General features: G+C 64.0%; 19 protein-coding genes. 4 read left to right on the forward strand and 15 right to left on the reverse strand.

The genetic code is table 11. From position 1 onward, the window contains the following. Positions 1-362: 362 nt before the first annotated feature. From msrQ to mrcB, 9 genes are all read right to left on the reverse strand, one after another. Positions 363-971: a protein-methionine-sulfoxide reductase heme-binding subunit MsrQ gene (gene msrQ, locus KSS90_RS22095; RefSeq protein ID WP_217867265.1), complete on the reverse strand. Its 609-nt coding sequence runs from the start codon at positions 969-971 to the stop codon at positions 363-365. Then, positions 971-1,984, reverse strand: a complete 1,014-nt coding sequence (msrP, locus tag KSS90_RS22100; RefSeq protein ID WP_217867266.1) for a protein-methionine-sulfoxide reductase catalytic subunit MsrP — start codon at positions 1,982-1,984, stop codon at positions 971-973. The genes msrQ and msrP overlap by 1 nt, the downstream gene beginning before the upstream one ends. A gap of 77 nt (positions 1,985-2,061) precedes the next feature. Then, positions 2,062-2,913 carry a CDP-diacylglycerol--serine O-phosphatidyltransferase gene (pssA, locus tag KSS90_RS22105; RefSeq protein WP_028691215.1) on the reverse strand — a complete coding sequence of 284 codons (852 nt, stop codon included), beginning with the start codon at positions 2,911-2,913 and terminating at the stop codon, positions 2,062-2,064. A 150-nt stretch (positions 2,914-3,063) separates the two neighbouring features. Then, positions 3,064-4,080 (reverse strand): ketol-acid reductoisomerase, encoded by a 1,017-nt coding sequence (gene ilvC, locus KSS90_RS22110; RefSeq protein ID WP_027917653.1) that lies wholly within the window; start codon positions 4,078-4,080, stop codon positions 3,064-3,066. 54 nt (positions 4,081-4,134) lie between these two features. Then, the gene (ilvN, locus tag KSS90_RS22115; protein WP_003250040.1) at positions 4,135-4,626 is read right to left on the reverse strand and encodes an acetolactate synthase small subunit; all 492 of its coding nucleotides are present in this window, start codon (positions 4,624-4,626) and stop codon (positions 4,135-4,137) included. 1 nt (position 4,627) lies between these two features. Further along, entirely contained in the window at positions 4,628-6,352 is a 1,725-nt protein-coding gene (locus tag KSS90_RS22120) for an acetolactate synthase 3 large subunit (protein ID WP_217867267.1), read from the reverse strand. A gap of 407 nt (positions 6,353-6,759) precedes the next feature. Continuing rightward, on the reverse strand, positions 6,760-7,092 hold the full coding sequence (locus KSS90_RS22125) for a YqcC family protein (RefSeq protein WP_217867268.1): 333 nt from the start codon (positions 7,090-7,092) through the stop codon (positions 6,760-6,762). Beyond that, the gene (locus KSS90_RS22130; protein WP_046854095.1) at positions 7,089-7,868 is read right to left on the reverse strand and encodes a tetratricopeptide repeat protein; all 780 of its coding nucleotides are present in this window, start codon (positions 7,866-7,868) and stop codon (positions 7,089-7,091) included. Before KSS90_RS22130 ends, KSS90_RS22125 begins: the two co-directional genes overlap by 4 nt. Before the next feature lie 26 nt (positions 7,869-7,894). Beyond that, positions 7,895-10,216 (reverse strand): penicillin-binding protein 1B, encoded by a 2,322-nt coding sequence (gene mrcB, locus KSS90_RS22135; RefSeq protein WP_217867269.1) that lies wholly within the window; start codon positions 10,214-10,216, stop codon positions 7,895-7,897. Positions 10,217-10,333: 117 nt separating this feature from the next. Here mrcB and KSS90_RS22140 point away from each other — a divergent pair, with 117 nt between their 5' ends. The 3 genes from KSS90_RS22140 (at position 10,334) to KSS90_RS22150 (ending at position 12,832) form a co-directional block, all read left to right on the forward strand. Continuing rightward, positions 10,334-11,896, forward strand: a complete 1,563-nt coding sequence (locus KSS90_RS22140) for a bifunctional aminoglycoside phosphotransferase/ATP-binding protein (RefSeq protein ID WP_217867270.1) — start codon at positions 10,334-10,336, stop codon at positions 11,894-11,896. A 100-nt stretch (positions 11,897-11,996) separates the two neighbouring features. Then, the gene (locus KSS90_RS22145) at positions 11,997-12,350 is read left to right on the forward strand and encodes a pentapeptide repeat-containing protein (RefSeq protein ID WP_217867271.1); all 354 of its coding nucleotides are present in this window, start codon (positions 11,997-11,999) and stop codon (positions 12,348-12,350) included. Between the two features lie 197 nt (positions 12,351-12,547). Further along, entirely contained in the window at positions 12,548-12,832 is a 285-nt protein-coding gene (locus tag KSS90_RS22150) for a TfoX/Sxy family protein (protein WP_217867272.1), read from the forward strand. A gap of 171 nt (positions 12,833-13,003) precedes the next feature. On the opposite strand, the gene KSS90_RS22155 is transcribed toward KSS90_RS22150, so the two are convergent. Genes KSS90_RS22155 through KSS90_RS22170 form a run of 4 tightly spaced genes read right to left on the reverse strand, consistent with a single transcriptional unit; the run spans position 13,004 to position 16,595 of the window. After that, complete coding sequence (locus KSS90_RS22155; RefSeq protein ID WP_217867273.1) at positions 13,004-13,897, reverse strand: ChaN family lipoprotein; 894 nt, start codon at positions 13,895-13,897, stop codon at positions 13,004-13,006. A 12-nt stretch (positions 13,898-13,909) separates the two neighbouring features. Next, positions 13,910-14,677: a heme ABC transporter ATP-binding protein gene (locus KSS90_RS22160; RefSeq protein ID WP_217867274.1), complete on the reverse strand. Its 768-nt coding sequence runs from the start codon at positions 14,675-14,677 to the stop codon at positions 13,910-13,912. Beyond that, the gene (locus KSS90_RS22165; RefSeq protein WP_217869839.1) at positions 14,677-15,660 is read right to left on the reverse strand and encodes a FecCD family ABC transporter permease; all 984 of its coding nucleotides are present in this window, start codon (positions 15,658-15,660) and stop codon (positions 14,677-14,679) included. Before KSS90_RS22165 ends, KSS90_RS22160 begins: the two co-directional genes overlap by 1 nt. Before the next feature lie 50 nt (positions 15,661-15,710). Beyond that, positions 15,711-16,595: a heme/hemin ABC transporter substrate-binding protein gene (locus KSS90_RS22170; RefSeq protein ID WP_217867275.1), complete on the reverse strand. Its 885-nt coding sequence runs from the start codon at positions 16,593-16,595 to the stop codon at positions 15,711-15,713. A 162-nt stretch (positions 16,596-16,757) separates the two neighbouring features. Between KSS90_RS22170 and KSS90_RS22175 the strand changes: the two genes are divergently transcribed. Continuing rightward, on the forward strand, positions 16,758-17,075 hold the full coding sequence (locus tag KSS90_RS22175; RefSeq protein WP_217867276.1) for a Rieske (2Fe-2S) protein: 318 nt from the start codon (positions 16,758-16,760) through the stop codon (positions 17,073-17,075). Here the strand turns inward: KSS90_RS22175 and sfsA are convergent. Continuing rightward, a complete protein-coding gene (gene sfsA, locus KSS90_RS22180; RefSeq protein ID WP_139673678.1) occupies positions 17,065-17,778 on the reverse strand; it encodes a DNA/RNA nuclease SfsA in 714 nt (237 codons plus the stop codon). The two genes, KSS90_RS22175 and sfsA, sit on opposite strands and share 11 nt — an antisense overlap. Before the next feature lie 3 nt (positions 17,779-17,781). Then, entirely contained in the window at positions 17,782-18,954 is a 1,173-nt protein-coding gene (locus KSS90_RS22185; protein ID WP_217867277.1) for a pyridoxal phosphate-dependent aminotransferase, read from the reverse strand. Between the last annotated feature and the right edge of the window lie 88 nt (positions 18,955-19,042).

Below are 19,042 nucleotides of genomic sequence, written 5' to 3' on the forward strand. Positions count from 1 at the left end.
CTTGATTCAATTTGTTAAAGAGCGTTTGGTTAAGAGCTTTTCGCCTCAACCGAGGCGCGCATTCTACGCTTTCCTCATTTGCTGTCAAGCGTTTATTTCGAAGTATTTTGCGAGAAACCCGTTCAACTTCAAACACTTGACTCGCTGCGATCTCTCGTAGCGGGAGGCGAATCATACAGCGTTACAACCTGCTGTCAACTGCCTTTTTCACCGCTGCCGATCAGATGATCGAAGCACCTCCGCAACCCTCTTGATCGATCAACTAGTTGATATTCAAGGAGTTTTTCGTTCCGATGTCGCTGGAAGTGGGGCGCATTATAAGGGGATCTGAGAGGGCGTCAACCTTTTATTAAAGAAAGATTTCAGGCCGCCCTCCCCCGCCCCGCCAGCCGTGGAACACGCCGCCACACCGGGGGTATACGCAGCACCAGCAAGAAGACCCCGATAGCGGCATACACCGCCCACTCCTTCAGGTCCGAGCGTACGATCCACAGGAAGTGCAACAGTCCAAGCCCGAGAACCACATAGACCAGCCGATGCAGTTTCTTCCATCGCGCCCCAAGGCGCCGCTGGCTATACCGGTTGGACGTGACCGCCAACGCCAGCAAGCCAAGAAAACCCAATGCACCGACAATGATGTAGGGCCGCTTGCGCAGCTCGACGCCAAACTGCCCCCAGTCCAGCCCCAGGATGAACACCAGGTACGCCGTCAGGTGCAGCACTATATAAGCAAAGCACCACAACCCCAGCTGCCGCCGCACCACGATCCACCCCGACCACCCCGTCAACCGCTGCAGCGGTGTCATGCTCAGGGTAATCAACAGGAACACCAGCGCCCCCAGGCCAAGGCGATCGACCATGATCTTTCCCGGATCCGGGCCGAGCGCCCCCATGGCTGCCTCATACAACCACCACACGGGAAACAGACACCCGATCACGAAGATCACCAGGCGCAGCCACGGATAGCGCATCAATAGTTCTTCCGCAGGTCGAGGCCGGTATACAGCGACGCCACTTCATCGGCATAGCCGTTGAACATCAGCGTATCGCGCACATTGGGGCTGAACAGCCCGCTGGGCAGGCGCCGCTCGCGGGCCTGGGTCCAGCGCGGGTGGTCGACCGTTGGGTTGACGTTGGCATAGAAGCCGTACTCATCCGGCGCCAGGCCCTGCCAGGTAGTTGCAGGCTGCTCCGCCACCAGGCTGATGCGCACGATCGACTTGATGCTCTTGAAGCCGTACTTCCAAGGCACCACCAGGCGTAGCGGCGCGCCGTTCTGGTTGGGCAGTTCACGGCCATACATGCCCACCGCCAGGATCGCCAGCGGGTTCATCGCCTCATCCAGGCGCAGCCCTTCCACATAGGGCCAGTCGATCAGGGCGAAGCCGGAGCGCTGCCCAGGCATGCGCTTGGGGTCTTCCAGGGTTTCGAAACGGATATAGCGCGCCTTGGAGGTTGGCTCGACCTGCTTGAGCACCTCGGCCAAAGGGAAGCCCAGCCAGGGAATCACCATCGACCAGGCCTCCACGCAGCGCAGGCGATAGATGCGCTCCTCAAGCTGGTACGGTTTGACGAAGTCCTCCAGCGCATAACGCCCGGGCTTGGCCACTTCGCCATCGACCACCAGGCTCCACGGCTCGGTCTTCAGGCTGCCGGCATTGGCCGCCGGGTCGCCCTTGTCGGGCCCGAACTCATAGAAGTTGTTGTAGTGGGTGGCGTCCTTGAACGGCGTGATGGCTTCGCCGCTGACGGTGACCGCCTGCCAGCGCGTGGCGCCGAGCTTGTCGCTGAACCAGCCAGGTGCGTTGCCCGCCTCGACATCGGCATAGCGGGAAACCTCCGCCGCGGCGCCCAATCGGGGCAAGGCGCCCAGGGCTGCACCTGCAAGGCTGGCGCCCAGCAGCTTGCGACGGGAGAGGTAGAAACTTTCGGGGGTGATCTCGGACGACTTGCAGTCGCTGGACCGGGGAAGCTTGATGAGCATGGCGGCTCCACAGTACGGGTAACTGATGTACACGTAAGACTATGGAGCCGGCAGGTTATTCCGCGATTAAATCCTTGTCAGGATTTGCGACGGCGCGCCCGCAACAGAAACTGGATCGGCCCCGATGCAGCATAGGCGAGGAAGATCAGCAGCAGGATGCGCGGCGGATCGCTGAACACCACGGCGAACACCAGCACCACGGCAAGGATCGCGACAAAGGGCACGCGGCCCTTGAGGTCGAGCTCCTTGAAGCTGTTGTACTTGATGTTGCTGACCATCAGCATGCCGGCGGCCGCCACCAGCAGCGCCACCAGGAACGACAGCTTGGAACCCTGGATGCCGTAGTCGCTGAACGCCCAGACGGTACCGGCCACCACGCCGGCCGCCGCCGGGCTGGCCAGGCCGATGAAGTAGCGTTTGTCGGCGGTGCCGACCTGGGTGTTGAAACGCGCCAGGCGCAGGGCCGCGCCGGCCACATAGATGAAGGCGACCATCCAGCCGACCTTGCCCATGTCGCCCAGGGCCCAGCCGAACGCCAGAAGCGCCGGGGCCACGCCGAAGGCGACCATGTCCGACAGCGAGTCGTACTCGGCACCGAAGGCGCTTTGCGTGTTGGTCATGCGCGCCACGCGGCCGTCGAGGCCGTCGAGGACCATGGCGACGAAGATGGCGATGGCGGCGAAGGCGAAGTACTTGCTCGCCTCGCGTGGATCACCCGCGCTCAGGGCGCTCTGCGCGCTCATCGAGCTGATGATGGAATAGAAGCCGGCGAACAAGTTCGCGGTGGTGAACAGGTTGGGCAGCAGATAGATACCGCGGTGACGCACCTTGCGCCCTTCGGCATCGTGGCCTTCTTCAACGTGCTCATCGACAGGTAGCAGGCTTTCGGCGTCGGAGGGCTTGTTCGGCTCTTCGGGACGTTCGCTCATGAAAAGTACCTTGCAACAGGGTGGAATATGTTCGACATGGGCCCGGGAAAACGGTTCTAACAGCGAGCCACTGGTCGCTTTATACCAGAAGCTGACCGCGCAAACGAAAAAACGCGGCCGAAGCCGCGTTTTTCATTATCGACGCAAGACTCAGTTCTTGGTCTTGTCGACGATCTTGTTGGCCGAGATCCACGGCATCATCGAACGCAGTTGCTCGCCGATGATCTCGATGCCGTGAGCGGCGTTGTTGCGGCGCTTGGCGGTCATCGAAGGATAGTTGGTGGCGCCTTCGCTGATGAACATCTTCGCGTACTCGCCGTCCTGGATGCGCTTCAGAGCGTTGCGCATGGCCTTGCGGGATTCTTCGTTGATGACTTCAGGGCCGGTGACGTACTCACCGTACTCGGCGTTGTTAGAGATCGAGTAGTTCATGTTGGCGATGCCGCCTTCGTACATGAGGTCAACGATCAGCTTCAGCTCGTGCAGGCACTCGAAGTAGGCCATTTCCGGGGCGTAGCCCGCTTCGACCAGGGTTTCGAAACCGGCTTTGACCAGCTCGACGGTACCGCCGCAGAGAACGGCCTGCTCACCGAACAGGTCGGTTTCGGTCTCGTCCTTGAAGGTGGTTTCGATGATGCCGGTACGGCCGCCACCGACGCCAGCGGCGTAGGACAGGGCGACGTTCTTGGCGTTGCCCGAAGCGTCCTGGTAGATGGCGATCAGGTCAGGGATGCCGCCGCCTTTGACGAACTCGGAACGCACGGTGTGGCCCGGGGCCTTCGGCGCGATCATGATCACGTCGAGGTCGGCACGCGGCACGACCTGGTTGTAGTGGATCGAGAAGCCGTGGGAGAAGGCCAGGGTGGCGCCCTTCTTGATGTTCGGCTCGATCTCGTTCTTGTACAGCTGGCCCTGGAACTCGTCCGGGGTCAGGATCATGACCAGGTCGGCGGCAGCGACGGCGGTGGCCACGTCGGCCACTTTCAGGCCGTGGGCTTCTGCCTTGGCAACAGTGGCCGAGCCTTTACGCAGACCGACGGTAACGTCCACACCGGAGTCCTTCAGGTTGCACGCCTGGGCGTGACCCTGGGAGCCGTAGCCGATGATGGCGACTTTCTTGCCCTGGATGATGGAGAGGTCGCAGTCTTTGTCGTAGAAAACTTTCATGAAAATACCCCTGGTTATATCTCGGCCCCTGCGGAGCCATCGCTATTTTTGAAGTTAGATGCTGAGCACTTTGTCGCCACGGGCAATGCCGGTGACGCCACTGCGCACGGTTTCGAGAATCGATGCGGTGCCGATAGCCTGGATGAAGCTGTCCAGTTTGTCGCTGGTGCCGCTCAGCTGCACGGTGTACACGCTGGCGGTCACGTCGACGATCTGGCCACGGAAGATATCCGTGGTGCGCTTGATCTCGGCGCGCTGGGCACCCGTGGCCTTGACCTTGACCAGCATCAGTTCGCGCTCGATATGGGCGCTTTCCGACAGGTCGACAAGCTTGACCACTTCGACCAGCTTGTTGAGGTTCTTGGTGATCTGTTCGATCACTTCGTCATGGCCAACGGTGGTCAGCGTCAGACGCGACAGGGTCGGGTCTTCGGTCGGCGCCACGGTCAGGCTTTCAATGTTGTAGTTGCGCTGGGAGAACAGGCCGACCACGCGAGACAAGGCACCGGGTTCGTTTTCCAGCAGCAGGGAGATGATGTGCCGCATGTCAGGTACGCTCCGTCTTGCTCAGCCACATGTCACGCATCGAGCCGTCCTTGATCTGCATCGGATAGACGTGCTCGGTCCGGTCGACCGCGATGTCGATGAACACCAGGCGGTCCTTCATCGCGAAAGCCTCTTCCAGTTTCGGCTTGAGGTCTTTCAGGCTGGTGATGCGAATGCCCACATGGCCATAGGCCTCGGCCAGCTTGACGAAGTCCGGCAGCGACTCGACGTAGGAGTGCGAGTGGCGACCGTTGTAGGACATGTCCTGCCATTGGCGAACCATGCCCAGCACACCGTTGTTCAGGTTGACGATCTTCACCGGCAGGCCGTACTGCATGCAGGTGGACAGCTCCTGGATGTTCATCTGGATGCTGCCTTCACCGGTAACGCAGGCCACGTCCTGGTCGGGGAAGTTGAGCTTGATGCCCATGGCCGCGGGGAAACCGAAGCCCATGGTGCCCAGGCCACCGGAGTTGATCCAGCGGTTGGGTTTGTTGAAGCGGTAGTACTGCGCCGCGAACATCTGGTGCTGGCCCACGTCGGAGGTGACGAAGGCATCGCCCTTGGTCACTTCGCACAGGGTCTCGATGACCTGCTGCGGCTTGATGATGTTGCCGTCGCCCTTGTCGTAGGGGAACAGCTCACCGTCGCCACGCCATTCGTCGATCTGCTTCCACCAGGCATCGAGCGCTGCCTTTTCGGGCTGCTCGCCGATTTCCTTGAGGATGCCGAGCATTTCGCTCAACACGCTCTCGACCGGGCCGACGATCGGCACGTCGGCCTTGATCATCTTCGAGATCGACGCCGGGTCGATGTCGATGTGGATGATCTTGGCGTTCGGGCAGAACTTGGCCGGTCCGTTGACCACGCGGTCGTCGAAACGCACACCGACAGCGAAGATCACGTCAGCGTTGTGCATGGCCAGGTTGGCGGTGTAGCTGCCGTGCATGCCGAGCATGCCGAGGAACTGGCGGTCGGTGCCGGGGAAGCCACCAAGGCCCATGAGGGTGTTGGTGACCGGCAGGTTCAACGACTTGGCGATTTCGGTCAGGGCTTCGGAGCCGCCGCCGAGAATCACGCCGCCGCCGGAGTAGACCACCGGGCGCTTGGCCGCGAGGAGCATTTCGGCTGCCTTGCGGATCTGCCCGGAATGGCCGCGCAGGGCCGGGCTGTAGGAACGCAGCTTGACCTTTTTCGGGTAGATGTACTCGAACTTCTCGGCCGGGTTGGTCATATCTTTTGGAATGTCGACCACGACCGGGCCGGGACGGCCGGACTGCGCCAGATAGAAGGCTTTTTTCAGGACTTCGGGGATTTCCGAGGCGTGCTTGACCATGAAGCTGTGCTTCACGATCGGTCGGGAGATACCGATCATGTCGGTTTCCTGGAACGCATCGGTGCCGACCATGGTGCTGGGCACCTGGCCAGACAGGATGACCATCGGGATGGAATCCATGTAGGCGGTGGCAATGCCGGTGATGGCATTGGTCGCGCCTGGGCCGGAAGTCACCAGTACCACGCCGGCCTTGCCGGTGGCACGGGCGTAACCGTCCGCCATATGGGTGGCAGCCTGCTCGTGACGAACCAGGATGTGCTGGACTTCCGGTTCCTTGAACAAGGCATCGTAAACATGAAGGAGAGCACCGCCAGGGTACCCGTAGATGTGCTTAACGCCTTCGTCGCGCAAGAAGCGGACGACCATTTCAGCGCCGGATAAGAGCTCCACGTTGTTCACCTCTAAAACGCCAGAATACCGCCCTCACTGAGCGGGTCTTATTAGGTTTACTGCCAAGCAGAGCATGAGCGAACGTCAGCACTGACTGAGCAAGTATTGGGAATACCCTGGTGTGTTGCGGGCCTTCCCACCCAGCGCGAGGTAACGCGTTGCGGGGTGTTACAAGTCGGCGCGGGTGTGCGCCTCATGATCTGCTTAGCGGGTCTGCTTCTGGCAGTCCCTCTACAGCGGAATCTGGATTCTTGTGATTCGGCGCTCACAAGTCAAGAGAAATTATTGCCAATTTTTCATCAAGATGAATTCTCACCACCACTAATAGCGCGAGCAGCAGCAGGAAAAATAAGATTTCCATAAAAAAGGGCCACAATCTGCGGCCCTTGAAGAAAAAACGGTAGAAATCAGGCGGAAGGCGCGATCAATTGGTCGAAGATTGCGAGCAAACGCCGTAGCTCGCGGCTTTGTTCCGGGCGGTCGACGAACACCGTCTCGGCCATCACCAGGATGCCCGAGGCGTTGGGCAACGGGTGCCCGTGCTCTAGGATCAGCTTCATGCGCGGCAGGAAGATCCACTGCAGCCATTGTTCGAAGCTCATGCGGTCCACCGCGAACGGCTCCACGCTGGCCAACGCATCGGCACTGGGGGTGGCGTCGCTCCACCAGCCCTGGACCTTGAGTTCCTGCTCGATCAGCAGAAGCTGATCGGCGATATCGAGAATGCGCTGCTCCATCACAGGTTGACCCGCGCCTTCTGCCGCGCCAGGGCGGCACCTGCGCTGTCACCTTGTTTTTCACGGGCCTGGGCGATGGTGTTCCACAGCTGGGCCTGCAGGTCTGGGCGACCGTTGGCGTAGGTCAGGGCACGGCGCGCCAGTTGCTCGGACTGCGCCGCATCGCCCTGGGACAGGCGCACCTGGGCCAGGCGGAACAGCACCTGCGGCTCACGCGGGGCGATGCGCTGGGCACGCTCCAGGCTCGAAGCGGCACCGTTGAAGTCGCCGCTGCCCTGCTGCTGCTGGGCAGTGGTGAGCAAGGCCAGCACCGGGCCGTCGAGCTGCTCGTCGGCCGACAGGCCACCACTGGAGGCGTTGCCACGCGGGATACCAGTCGGGGCACTGGTCACCGGCGCCGGGTTGCTCATCGAGGCGATGTCGAACGGTTCGTCGGCGATCGGGTTGGGGTTGGTCGTGATCGGCCCGCTGCTGACCGGGCCCGGGGTGATCGGGCCGGTGCTGATCGGCGCAGGCCCGGTGCCTGCCGGGAACGACTGGATCGGCGCGCCGCCTGTCCCCTGCGGGATCATCACGGTGACGCCGGAGTCTTCCGGCAATGACTGGGCCTGGCTGCTGCCGCCGCTGGTCGGATAGGCCGACGTGCGGTTGGCCGAGACGCGCTCGCTGTTGGAGACACGGGTGCTCGAATCGACCACCGGAATGTTGCCACGCGGGACGCTGGCACAGCCGTGCAGAACGGTCACTGCCGCCACGGCAGGAATCCACCACTTGTTCACTTCACACCCTCTTCAGAAGCTCGCGCTCAATTCATCCAGCCCTTGACCCAGTCCATCACCTCTTCGGCCGGGTTCTGCTCGCCGCCACAGGCGGCGCCTGCGGGCGGTTCACTGCCACGAATATACGGCATCTGCACCGCTCCCGGACAGCTGCCGTCGGAACCCTGGCCGCTGTAAGGGTCGATCCAGGCCTGCACCACGTTGTCCGGCTGCGGCATGTCCAGCGGCAGCGGGTCGGCCTTCTTCATGAAGCTGGTCCACACCTGCAACGCGCCGGTGGCACCGGTGAACGGTGTCTTGCCGTTGTCGTCGCGGCCCAGCCAGACCACCGCCAGCAAGTCCTGGCTGAAGCCGGAGAACCAGCTGTCGCGCGAGTCGTTGCTGGTGCCGGTCTTGCCGGCCAGGGTCAGCGAGCTCGGCAGCGTGCTGTAAACCGAGCGCCCGGTACCTTCGCGCATCACCCGCTGCATGGCGTTCTGCACCAGGTAGATAGAGCCCGGGTCGAAGGTCTGCTGGATCTGGAACGGGTAGCGCTTGAGCGGCTCGCCTTCGGCGGTGAGCACGCTGCGGATACCGCGCATCGGCGTGTTGAAGCCGCCGTTGGCGATGGTCTGGTACATGGTCGCCACCTGCATCGGCGACATGCCGCCGGCACCCAGCAGCATCGACGGGAACGCCGGCCAGTCGACCTGCACGCCGAGCCGGGCGATGGTCTTGATCACGTTGGGCACGCCCACTTCAAGGCCCAGCTTGGCGGTGGACAGGTTGTAGGAGTTGGCCAGGCCCTGGTACAGGTAGATGGTGCCATGGGGGCGACGGTCGTAGTTCTGCGGCCGCCATACCTGGCCGTCGGCGCCCTTGACCGAAAACGGCTCGTCCTGCACCCAACTGGTGAGGGTGAATTTGCTCGGCTGTTCCAGCGCGGTCAGGTAGACCGCCGGCTTGACCAGCGAACCGATCGGTCGCACCGCGTCGATGGCCCGGTTGAAGCCGGCGAAGCCCGACTGGCGGCTGCCGATCAGCGCCTGCACTTCACCGGTTTCCGGGTTGGTGACGACCATCGCCGATTCGACTTCGTCGGCGCCCTTGCGCCCGGCCAGGCGTTTGAAGGTCTCGCTCATGGCGGTTTCGGCCTTCATCTGCAGGATCGGGTCGAAACTGGTGAAGATGCGCAGGCCTTCTTCGGTAAGGTCTTCGTCGCGGTAATCCTGGCGCAGCTGACGCTTGACCAGGTCGAGGAAGGCCGGGAACGAGCTGTCGGCCAGGCTGCCGCGCTTGGTCACGCCCAGGGGCATTTTCTTCGCCGCGTCGACCACGTCCTGAGTGGCCACGCCTTGCTCGGCGAGCAAGTCAAGCACCAGGTTGCGCCGTTGCAGGGCGCGCTCGGGGTGACGGCGTGGGTTGTAGTAGGACGGGCCCTTGACCATGCCCACCAACAGGGCGATCTGGTGCAGCTTGAGCTCCTGCAGCGGCTGGCTGAAGAAGAACTGGCTGGCCAGACCGAAGCCATGCACGGCGCGCTGGCCGTCCTGGCCGACGAATACCTCGTTGAGGTAAGCCTCGAGGATCTCGCGCTTGTCGTAATGCACCTCGAGCAGCACCGACATCATGGCTTCGGTGAGCTTGCGGCTGAGGCTGCGCTCGTTGGTGAGGAAGAAGTTCTTCACCAACTGCTGGGTGAGGGTACTGCCGCCCTGGCGCATGGCCCCCGAAGAGGTGTTCACCCAAACGGCCCGGGCGATGGACTTGGGCGACACGCCGAAGTGGCTGTAGAAGTCGCGGTCCTCGGTGGCGATCAGGGTTTCCACCAGATACGGCGGCACCTGGTCGATCTTGACCAGGATGCGGTCTTCGAGGTTCTTCGGGTAGATGCCGCCGATCATCAGCGGCTCAAGGCGCACCACGTCGAGCTTGCCGCCATTGGCGCCGCTGAGGCCCGCGACGTAATCACCGGAGAAGCGCACGCGCACGAATTGCGCCGGTTCCATGCCCTCGTAGAACTGGAAGCCACGAGTATTGAGGTCGACGGTATTGCCGTTGACCGACGCCGCGCCCGGGCCGTTGGCCGCGCTTTCGCGACGGTAGCCGAGGGCATCGAGTTCGGTGAGGAAGTCGTTGCGGCTCAGTTTCTGGCCGACGAACAGCTCCAACGGCCGGGCATACACCTTGGCCGGGATGGTCCAGCGCTTGCCGGAGAACTTCTCCTGGACAGTGGCATCGAGGTAGACCGCGAAGCCGGCGATCAGTACCAAACCGACCAGGCTGAGCTTGAGCGCCCAGCCCAGCCAGGCACGGGCGCGGCCGGGCGGGCGTTTTTTAGGGGTGCGGGAATTTCGGGTACGAGTCATGGCGGCGGATTATACGCACTTTGGAAAAGGGAGGCAGACGCCCCTCGGCGGTTTGCAGGGACGGCACCATTGACCATAATGTTCGATTCGAATTCCCTGACCCCTGAAGGATGATCCGTGAGCCAAGCCCTGATCAGCGCGCTGCAGAACCCCGCCCTCTATCCGCACCCTGTCGCGGGCTTCGAGCTCATCGAGACGCATATCTCCTGGGTCCTGCTGACCGGCGAGTTTGCCTACAAGATCAAGAAGCCGATGAATTTTGGCTTCCTCGACTTCACCGGCCTCGACCAGCGCGGGCATTTTTGCAACGAAGAACTGCGCCTGAACCAGCGCCTGACCGAAGGTCTGTACCTGGAAGTTCTGCCGATCACCGGCAGCGTTGAAGCGCCGCAGATCGACGGCGAAGGCCCGGCGATCGAGTACGCGCTGAAAATGCGCCAGTTCCCCCAGGGCCATATGCTCAGCACCCTGCAGGCCAATGGCGAGCTGAATGCCGGCCACATCGACCAGATGGCCCGGCAGATCGCCGAGTTCCACCTGCAGGCGCCAAAGGTGCCTGTCGAGCACCCACTGGGCACCCCGGACGCGGTGATGGCGCCGGTGCAACAGAACTTCGAACAGATCCGCCCGTTCCTCAGCGACAAGGCCGACCTGCAGCAGCTCGACGCACTGCAAGCCTGGGCCCAGGACAGCTTCAAACGCCTGCACGGCCTGCTGGAGGCGCGCAAGGCCAACGGTTTCATTCGCGAATGCCACGGTGACATCCACCTGGGCAACGCCACCCTGATCGACGGTAAGGTGGTGATCTTCGACTGCATCGAGTTCAACGAGCCATTCCGTCTTACCGACGTCTACGCCGACGTCGGCTTCCTGGCCATGGACCTCGAGGACCGCGGCCTGAAATGCCTGTCGCGCCGCTTCGTCAGCCAATACCTGGAGCTGACCGGCGATTACCAGGGCCTGGAACTTCTAAATTTCTACAAGGCATACCGCGCCCTGGTACGGGCCAAGGTCGCGCTGTTCAGCATGCCGGCCGAGGCCGACGGCGTGCAGCGCGCCACCACCCTGCGCACCTACCGCAACTATGCCAACCTGGCCGAGAGCTACAGCGCCATCCCCTCGCGCCTGCTGGCCATCACCCAAGGCGTCTCGGCGGTAGGCAAGAGCCACGTGGCAATGCGCCTGGTCGAGGCTCTCGGCGCCGTGCGCGTACGCTCGGACGTGGAGCGCAAGCGCCTGTTCGGCAAACAATCGGCGGCCGATGCCGGTCACCTGGAGGCCGGCATCTACGACAAGCAGGCCAGCGTTGCCACCTACCAGCGCCTGCACGAACTTGCAGAGATCATCCTCCACGCCGGGTTCCCGGTGGTGCTCGACGCCACCTACCTCAAGCATGAGCAGCGCAAGGCCGCGGCCGAGGTCGCCAGCGAGACCGGCGTGCCGTTCCTGATCCTCGACTGCCAGGCCCCGGACGCGGTGATCGCCAGCTGGCTGGCGCAGCGTCAGGCCGAGGCCATCGACCCGTCGGATGCCACCCTGGAGGTGGTCAAGGCGCAACAGGCCAGCCGTGATCCGCTCGATGCCGAGGAGCAAAAGCACAGCAAGCGGGTGAACACCCAGGAAAGCGCCAGCATGGACCAGTTGATCGAGCAGATCCGCCAGCACTTCCCCGGCTTTTGAGCCGTCAGGCGTGAAGCAGTCGACAGTTCACGCCTGAAGTCCGGCGCCCCTCCAGTGATGTCATTACAATATCATCACACCCCACGGAGGAGGCGCCGCCATGAATCAACCCCGTCAGCTGGACAACGTCCTGTACTCGATGATCCGCGACGAGAAGATCGCGGCGTTCAATCGCGAGAAGCCCAGCGACTCACCGATCGACTTTCGCGCCGGCGATTTCCGCGGCCTCGACCTGCGCGATCTGGATGTACGCGGCATCGACTTTTCTGACGCCTACTTCCGCGCCGCCGACCTGCGTGGGCTCGACCTGCGGGAAAACGGCCTGGAGGGGGCGAGCCTCGCCCATGCGCAGATCTCCGGCACGTATTTCCCGGCCGAGCTGAGTGCCGACGAGATCCTGATGTCGGTGAAGTTCGGGACACGGATGCGCTATCGCAGCCCACACCAAAGGTAAGCGTCTGGCCTGTACCAGGCTGTGGGAGTGAGCCCGCCCCAACAAAGCCCACTCCCATACGACCCCATCCCGCCACGTACTGCATCCCGTCGGCGCCGATGGCAAAAGGCCGCGTAATCCACAACCCCCGCTACACTCCTCATTGACCTGCTCGCGATTTATCCCCACGACCCGTTCAGCCATCGCAAGGAGGCTCGATGAACGATGAATTGCAGCATCTGAAAAACCTTGGCAAGACCTCCGCGCAATGGCTGCATGCCGTCGGCATCCACAGTGCATCGGACCTGCGCCGGCTCGGCGCGGTGGGTGCCTATCAGGCCGTGAGAACGCGAGGATTCCGGGCTTCGAAGGTGTTGTTGTACGCCATCGAGGGCGCCCTGCTGGACATGCACTGGAATGACCTGCCGGTCGAACGCAAACAAGCGCTGAACCAGCAGCTCGATGCCAAGTACACAGCCCAATCACAAAAGAACGAAAAATAATTGTGCAAAGGCATTGACTCCGAAATGAGAATCGTTATGATTATCACAACTGGTCGCGAGACTGGTTGGGTAACCTGAATGCTCCCTGGTTCGGACGCTCAGATTATCTCCTCATCAGGCTAATCACGGTTATTGACCCGGCTTTTTGCCGGGTCTTTTTTTGCCTGCGATTCAGTGTCCCTTGCGCAGTTGGGCGCAGTAGTCCTGCTCCGGTGTCGCCGGGGTGTACCAGACGAAATCAGCCATGGTCGGCTCGACCGTCTCCCCCACTTCCGCCAGCAACAGCACCTTGTCCTCGGGCTTGGCGTCGAGGTCGGCCAGGTGCAGCGGCACGCCCAAATCCTTGCGCGCATGGTAGCTGCCGGTGAGCAGCAGCGCCGGCTGCGGCGCGGCCAGCAAGCGCTCGGCGATGCGCCGGTCACGCTGCTGCTGCACCGCCAGCATCGCCGGCAGCTGGCTTTCCGGTAGCAGGTTGCAGTGGCCGGCACGCACCTGAGCCAGCAGCGCCTGCACCACTGCCGGCGCATTGGAGCGTTCGCCAGGTGGTGTCGCTGGCTGGCGATAGGCCTGGCGGATTTCATCGGGCGACAGGTTCGCCGCCAGTAGCGGGTATGGCTGGCCAAGGGCCTCGCGCACGATAGGCCCGTACAGCGCCCAATCCCAGCCGGGTTGCCAGGCGAGCGCCTTCGGCAGGTCGGCTGTAGGCGTTACCTTGCCCTTCTGCGCATCGACCAGCGCCTGCTGTTGCGGCTCGAGCATTTCCAGCAGCAGGCTGCCCTGTGCGCGGCGGCTCTCCAGGGCGCGCAGCAGCCACAGCTGCAAGCGGTGGTGGTCGGGATTGTCGTGCTTTTCACCAACCAGCACCCGTGGCGCATCGGCCAGGCGCTGGACCAGTTGCCCAGGGCCCAATACCTGGCCGCTGGACAACTCGATGATCTGCCCCAACTGGACGTTGTCGCGGCCCTCGGTCCCCTGCCAGGCCGGCACGGGCGGCAGACTCGCCTGGCAACCGCCGAGCGCCAGCGCCAGGCAAATGGACAAGCCGGACAGCAAGGGATGGCGCATGGCGAATGGCTCCTAGCGAGTGATGATCAGCGGATGGCCGCGCTCCGGGTGAGGTTGCACCAGGACGTCGATACCGAACACCGCGCGCAGCGCCGTCGGAGTCAGCACTTGTTGCGGTGTGCCCAGTGCATGGCTGCGGCCCTGCTCCAGCAAGAGAATATGGTCACAGTAGCGCGCCGCCAGGTTCAGGTCATGCAGGATCACCAGCACCGACGCGCCTCGGTCGGCGAAACTGCGTACCGCCTGCAGCGTGGTGTGCTGATGCAGCGGGTCCAGCGCAGAAGTGGGTTCATCCAGCAACAGCGTGGTGCCGGGCTCGCCCGGCCACAGCTGGGCCAGCACCCGCGCCAGATGCACGCGCTGACGCTCCCCGCCGGACAGCGCCAGGTAGCTGCGCTCGACCAGGTGCTGAGCATCCGCCGCCGCCAGCGCCGCCTCGACGATTTCCCTGTCGCGCTGACGGCCGCTGGCATGGGGCAGGCGGCCGAGACCGACCACCTCCGCGACACTGAACGCAAAGCCAAGGCTCGACGCCTGCGGCAGTACCGCCAGGCGCCGGGCCCGCTCCTGGCCCGGCCAATCGCCCAGTCCACGGTCCTCGAGATGCACGCGCCCGGCAGTGGGCGCCAGTTCGCCACACAGCACGCCGAGCAGGCTGCTCTTGCCGGCGCCATTGGGCCCGAGCACGCCGAGCACCTGCCCTGGCCGCAACGTGAGGTTGATGTCGTGCAGCACCTGGCTGCCACCACGTTTGAGAGACAGCCCTTGGACGTCGAGCATCAGTTGCGCACCTTCACCAGCAGGAACAGGAAGAATGGCGCCCCGATAAAGGCGGTGACGATGCCGATCGGCAACTCTGCCGGGGCCAGGGCCAGGCGCGCGATCAGGTCGGCGAACAGCAGCAAGGTACCGCCCGCCAGCAACGAGGCCGGCAGCAGCACCCGGTGATCCGGCCCCGCCACCAACCGCACCAGGTGCGGCACCACCAGGCCGATGAAGCCGATCAGGCCGGCCGCGGCAACTGCCGCCCCCACACCGAGCGCGGTGCAGAACACCAGCTCGCGCTTGAGCTTTTCCACCTCGATACCCAGGTGCCGGGCCTCCGACTCGCCTAGCAGCAAGGCGTTGAGCGCCTGCGCCCGGCGCGGCAGCCACAAAGCCACGGCCGCCGCCACCAGCAGCAAGGGCCACAGCCGCTCGTAGCTGGCGCCATTGAGGCTGCCCAGGTTCCAGAAGGTCAGGGTGCGCAGGGTGGCGTCGTCGGCCAGGTACGTGAACAAGCCCACCGCCGAACCGCCCAGCGCGGTCATCGCGATACCGGCCAGGAGCATGGTCGCCACGTTGGTCTGGCCGTCGCGGCGCCCCAGGCGATAGACCATCGCCGTCACGCCCAGGCCACCGACGAAAGCACACAACGACAACAGATAAGGCGCGAACCAGTCAGGAATACCGCCCAGCCAACTGCCGCCGACGATCGCCACCGCAGCTCCCAGGGCGGCGCCACTGGCGACACCGACCAGCCCCGGATCGGCCAGCGGGTTGCGGAACAACCCCTGCATCGCCACGCCGGACAACGCCAGCACCGCGCCGACCGCCAGCCCCAGCAGGGTACGCGGCAGGCGGATCTGGCCGAGGATCATCTCGGCCTGTTCCAGGCCCTCGCCACTGACCGGCACCCCGACCAGGCGCAGGCCGGCGCGCAGCGTATCGAACAACGGCAGGCTGACCGGCCCCAGCGCCAGCGACAACCACACCGCCAGCAGGCACAACAAAGCCAGGGTAATGAACAACGTACGTGGTCGAACCCGCGGCATCATGGATTGAGGCTGGCCTTGGCGGCGGGATAGAAGCTGACGGCCAGCTCATGCAGGGTAGCCGGCAGGCGCGGGCCGAGGCCGCCGACCAGCAACGTCGGGTCGAGCGACAGCAGGCGCTTGTCGCGCACCGCACGGGACGTCGCCAGGGCCGGGTTTTCCTTGATCAGTGCCTGCAAGGCCTGTTCGCCACTGAGGGCCCGGTCGGAGAACACCACCACGTCCGGGTTCAGCGCGGCGAGGGCCTCCACCGAGAAGTTCTTGTAGCCCTGGTGGTCGGCGAGATTGCGCCCTCCCGCCTGACGCAGCACCCAGTCCCCGGCAGTGCCCTGCCCGGCGATCATCGGCTTGGCGCCGGCATGCCCGACCAGCAGCAATACGCCAGGCGCCTTCTGCCCGACCTGGGCCTGCTCGACCCGTTTGTGCAACGCCTCCAGCTGCTGGCGGTAATCGGCAGCCAACGCATTGGCCTTGGGCTCGTCGCCGAGCAATGCCCCCAGGTGCTTGAGGTTCTCGTCAACCGCGCCCACTTCGGCCTTGCTGGAGAACAGCTCGACCCGCACCCCGGCCTTGCGGATCTGCGCCAGCACCGGCGGTGGCCCCATTTCCTCGGTGCCCACGAGCACGTCAGGGCGCAGGCTGAGGATGCCTTCGGCCGACAACTGGCGCTGGTAACCGATGCTGGGCAGCGCCTTGAGCGACTCGGGGTGCTGGCTGGTGGTGTCGACGCCGACCAGGCGCTGCTCACCGCCCAGGGCGCTGATCCACTCGGTCAAGGCACCGCCGGCGCTCACCCAGCGCTGTGGCAGCTCGGCGGCCATGGTGTGGGTAGACAGGGCAAGACCGGCGCACAGGGCAATCAAGGCAGCGGGACGGCGCATCATCGGATTCCTTTGCAGAGGGCGGGCAGCACACCTTGTGGCGGGCGGCACAAGTGCGCACCATAGACAGCCTGGCGCGACGAATGCGGGCAATTTGATAATTATTCGCATTGAAGCGTCAAGCCATCCCTTTGTCACACGGCTTAACCGGAAGACTCCGCTGCAATGCATTTTCTCTGCACTTCCAACGACCTCGCCGAGGGCCACAGCCGCGCCTTCAGCGTAGCCGGCATAGCGCTGTTCGGCGTGCGCCGCCAGGGCGCGGTCCACCTCTACCGCAACCGCTGCCCGCACCGGGGCATCCCGCTGAACTGGGCGGCGGACAGCTTTCTCGATGACAGCGCAAGCCTGATCCAGTGCGCCCATCACGGGGCCCAGTTCCTGGTAGAAAGCGGCGAATGCATCACTGGCCCCTGCGCGGGCGAATGGCTGGAGGCCCTGGGCTGCCGAGAAGACAGCCAGGGCATCTGGCTTACGGATTGAGCAATACCGGCAGCGGCCGGTCGATGACCAGTTGTTGGGCATCCAGGCGCGTGCCATAAGCCAGCACCTCGACCCCTTCCGCCACCGCGGCGCGCAGTGCCTGGGCGTAGGCGGCGTCGATCTCCTGGGCCGGGCGCACGGCCTCGATGCCGGTCAGGTTCACGCAATACAGCTGCACCGCACGGATGCCCTGGCGTGCCAGAGCGGCCAGCTCGCGCAGGTGTTTGGCCCCACGCTGGGTGACGGCGTCGGGGAACGCCGCCACGGCGGTATCGGGGTAACCGAGGGTCACGCTCTTGACCTCGACATAGGCCTTGTCGCCATTGGCGAACTCCAGGTAGAAGTCGATACGGCTACGCTCCTCGCCATACGCCACTTCACGCTTGAGCGTGGTGAACCCGGCCAGTTCGCTGATCACCCCGGCCCGCAGTGCTTCCTCCACCACCGCATTGGCGCGCCCGGTGTTGACGCAGGCCAGCCGCCCCTGGGGCGTTTCGCTGATCTCCCAGGTACCGGGCAGCTTGCGCTTGGGGTCGTTGGAGCGGCTGAACCAGACCTGCCCGCCCTCGCGCATGCAATTGAGCATGGAGCCAGTGTTGGGGCAGTGAATGGTCAACTGCTCGCCAGTTGCCAGTTCGATGTCGGCCAGGAAGCGTTTATAGCGGCGCAGCAGGCGCGCCTGTTCCAGTTGCGGAAACAGCATCCGTCAGCCCTGCCAGCTTTGCAGGCCACGGGCGATGCGCTGCACCGCCTCCTCCAGGCGCGACAGGCTCTGGGTGTAGGCAAAACGCACATGGTGGCCGGCCTGGTGACGACCGAAGTCCAGCCCCGGGGTGAATGCCAGGTGCTCGGTTTCGAGGAAGTGCCGGCAGAACGCGAAGGCATCGCCACCGAACGCGCTGATATCGGCGTACAGATAGAAGGCGCCTTGCGGCTCCACGGCGATACCGAAGCCCAACTCACGCAATGCCGGCAACAGGTAGTCGCGGCGGCGGGCAAACTCGGCGCGGCGCTCCTCGAGGATGGCCAGGGTTTGCGGCTCGAAGCAGGCCAGCGCGGCATGCTGGGCCATGCTCGGGGCACTGATGTAGAGGTTCTGCGCCAGCTTTTCCAGGTCCGCCACCGCCGACGGCGGCGCCACCAGCCAGCCCAGGCGCCAGCCGGTCATGCCGAAATATTTGGAAAAACTGTTCAGGACGAAGGCCTCATCGTCGACTTCCAGCACGCTCGGCGCATCCATGCCGTAGGTGAGGCCGTGGTAGATCTCGTCCACCACCAGATGCCCATGGCGCTCGCGGGTGGCCGTGGAAAGGCTGGCCAGCTCGTCGCGGTCGAGCACCGTGCCGGTAGGGTTGGCCGGCGATGCTACCAGCGCGCCGACGGTGTCCTTGTCCCAATGGCGATCGACTAGGTCGGCGGTCAGCTGATAATTGACTTCAGGCCCCACCGGCACCAGCTGCGCGCCGCCTTCGACCAGGCGCAGGAAGTGGCGGTTGCACGGGTAGCCCGGGTCGGCCAGCAGCCAGTGCTTGCCCGGATCGACCAGCAGGCTGCTGGCCAGCAGCAGCGCGCCGGAACCGCCTGGGGTGATGAGCACGCGCTCCGGGTCGAGGTCCACACCGTAGCGTTGGCCATACAATCCAGCGATTGCCTCACGCAGTTGCGGCAAGCCGCGGGCTGCGGTGTAACGGGTGTGACCATCGGCCAACGCCCGCTGGCCCGCGGCGACGATCGGCGCGGCGGTGGTGAAGTCCGGCTCGCCGATCTCGAGGTGGATCACGTCGTGGCCCGCAGCCTGCAACTCGTTGGCACGCGCCAGCAGGGCCATCACGTGGAAGGGTTCGATGGCGCGACTGCGCGCACTGTGTGGCTGAGCCATGGGCCTTCTCTCAATTGGGTCTAAACTGGTGATTCTACCTGTGCACCGCAGCGAACGTGCCGCCCGCCCTGCTGTCAATAGCAGGCAT

Source organism: Pseudomonas maumuensis (genome assembly GCF_019139675.1).
In the GTDB taxonomy this organism is placed as follows: Bacteria; Pseudomonadota; Gammaproteobacteria; order Pseudomonadales; family Pseudomonadaceae; genus Aquipseudomonas; species Aquipseudomonas maumuensis.

What these genes read in the sequence shown, in the direction of transcription:
- sfsA (WP_139673678.1), bottom strand. Translation starts at nt 17,778, where the DNA reads ATGCTGTTTCCGCAACTGGAACAGGCGCGCCTGCTGCGCCGCTATAAA.
- msrP (WP_217867266.1), bottom strand. Translation starts at nt 1,984, where the DNA reads ATGCTCATCAAGCTTCCCCGGTCCAGCGACTGCAAGTCGTCCGAGATC.
- KSS90_RS22160 (WP_217867274.1), bottom strand. Translation starts at nt 14,677, where the DNA reads ATGCTCGACGTCCAAGGGCTGTCTCTCAAACGTGGTGGCAGCCAGGTG.
- msrQ (WP_217867265.1), bottom strand. Translation starts at nt 971, where the DNA reads ATGCGCTATCCGTGGCTGCGCCTGGTGATCTTCGTGATCGGGTGTCTG.
- KSS90_RS22145 (WP_217867271.1), top strand. Translation starts at nt 11,997, where the DNA reads ATGAATCAACCCCGTCAGCTGGACAACGTCCTGTACTCGATGATCCGC.
- KSS90_RS22155 (WP_217867273.1), bottom strand. Translation starts at nt 13,897, where the DNA reads ATGCGCCATCCCTTGCTGTCCGGCTTGTCCATTTGCCTGGCGCTGGCG.
- KSS90_RS22170 (WP_217867275.1), bottom strand. Translation starts at nt 16,595, where the DNA reads ATGATGCGCCGTCCCGCTGCCTTGATTGCCCTGTGCGCCGGTCTTGCC.
- mrcB (WP_217867269.1), bottom strand. Translation starts at nt 10,216, where the DNA reads ATGACTCGTACCCGAAATTCCCGCACCCCTAAAAAACGCCCGCCCGGC.
- KSS90_RS22175 (WP_217867276.1), top strand. Translation starts at nt 16,758, where the DNA reads ATGCATTTTCTCTGCACTTCCAACGACCTCGCCGAGGGCCACAGCCGC.
- KSS90_RS22185 (WP_217867277.1), bottom strand. Translation starts at nt 18,954, where the DNA reads ATGGCTCAGCCACACAGTGCGCGCAGTCGCGCCATCGAACCCTTCCAC.
- ilvN (WP_003250040.1), bottom strand. Translation starts at nt 4,626, where the DNA reads ATGCGGCACATCATCTCCCTGCTGCTGGAAAACGAACCCGGTGCCTTG.
- KSS90_RS22150 (WP_217867272.1), top strand. Translation starts at nt 12,548, where the DNA reads ATGAACGATGAATTGCAGCATCTGAAAAACCTTGGCAAGACCTCCGCG.
- pssA (WP_028691215.1), bottom strand. Translation starts at nt 2,913, where the DNA reads ATGAGCGAACGTCCCGAAGAGCCGAACAAGCCCTCCGACGCCGAAAGC.
- ilvC (WP_027917653.1), bottom strand. Translation starts at nt 4,080, where the DNA reads ATGAAAGTTTTCTACGACAAAGACTGCGACCTCTCCATCATCCAGGGC.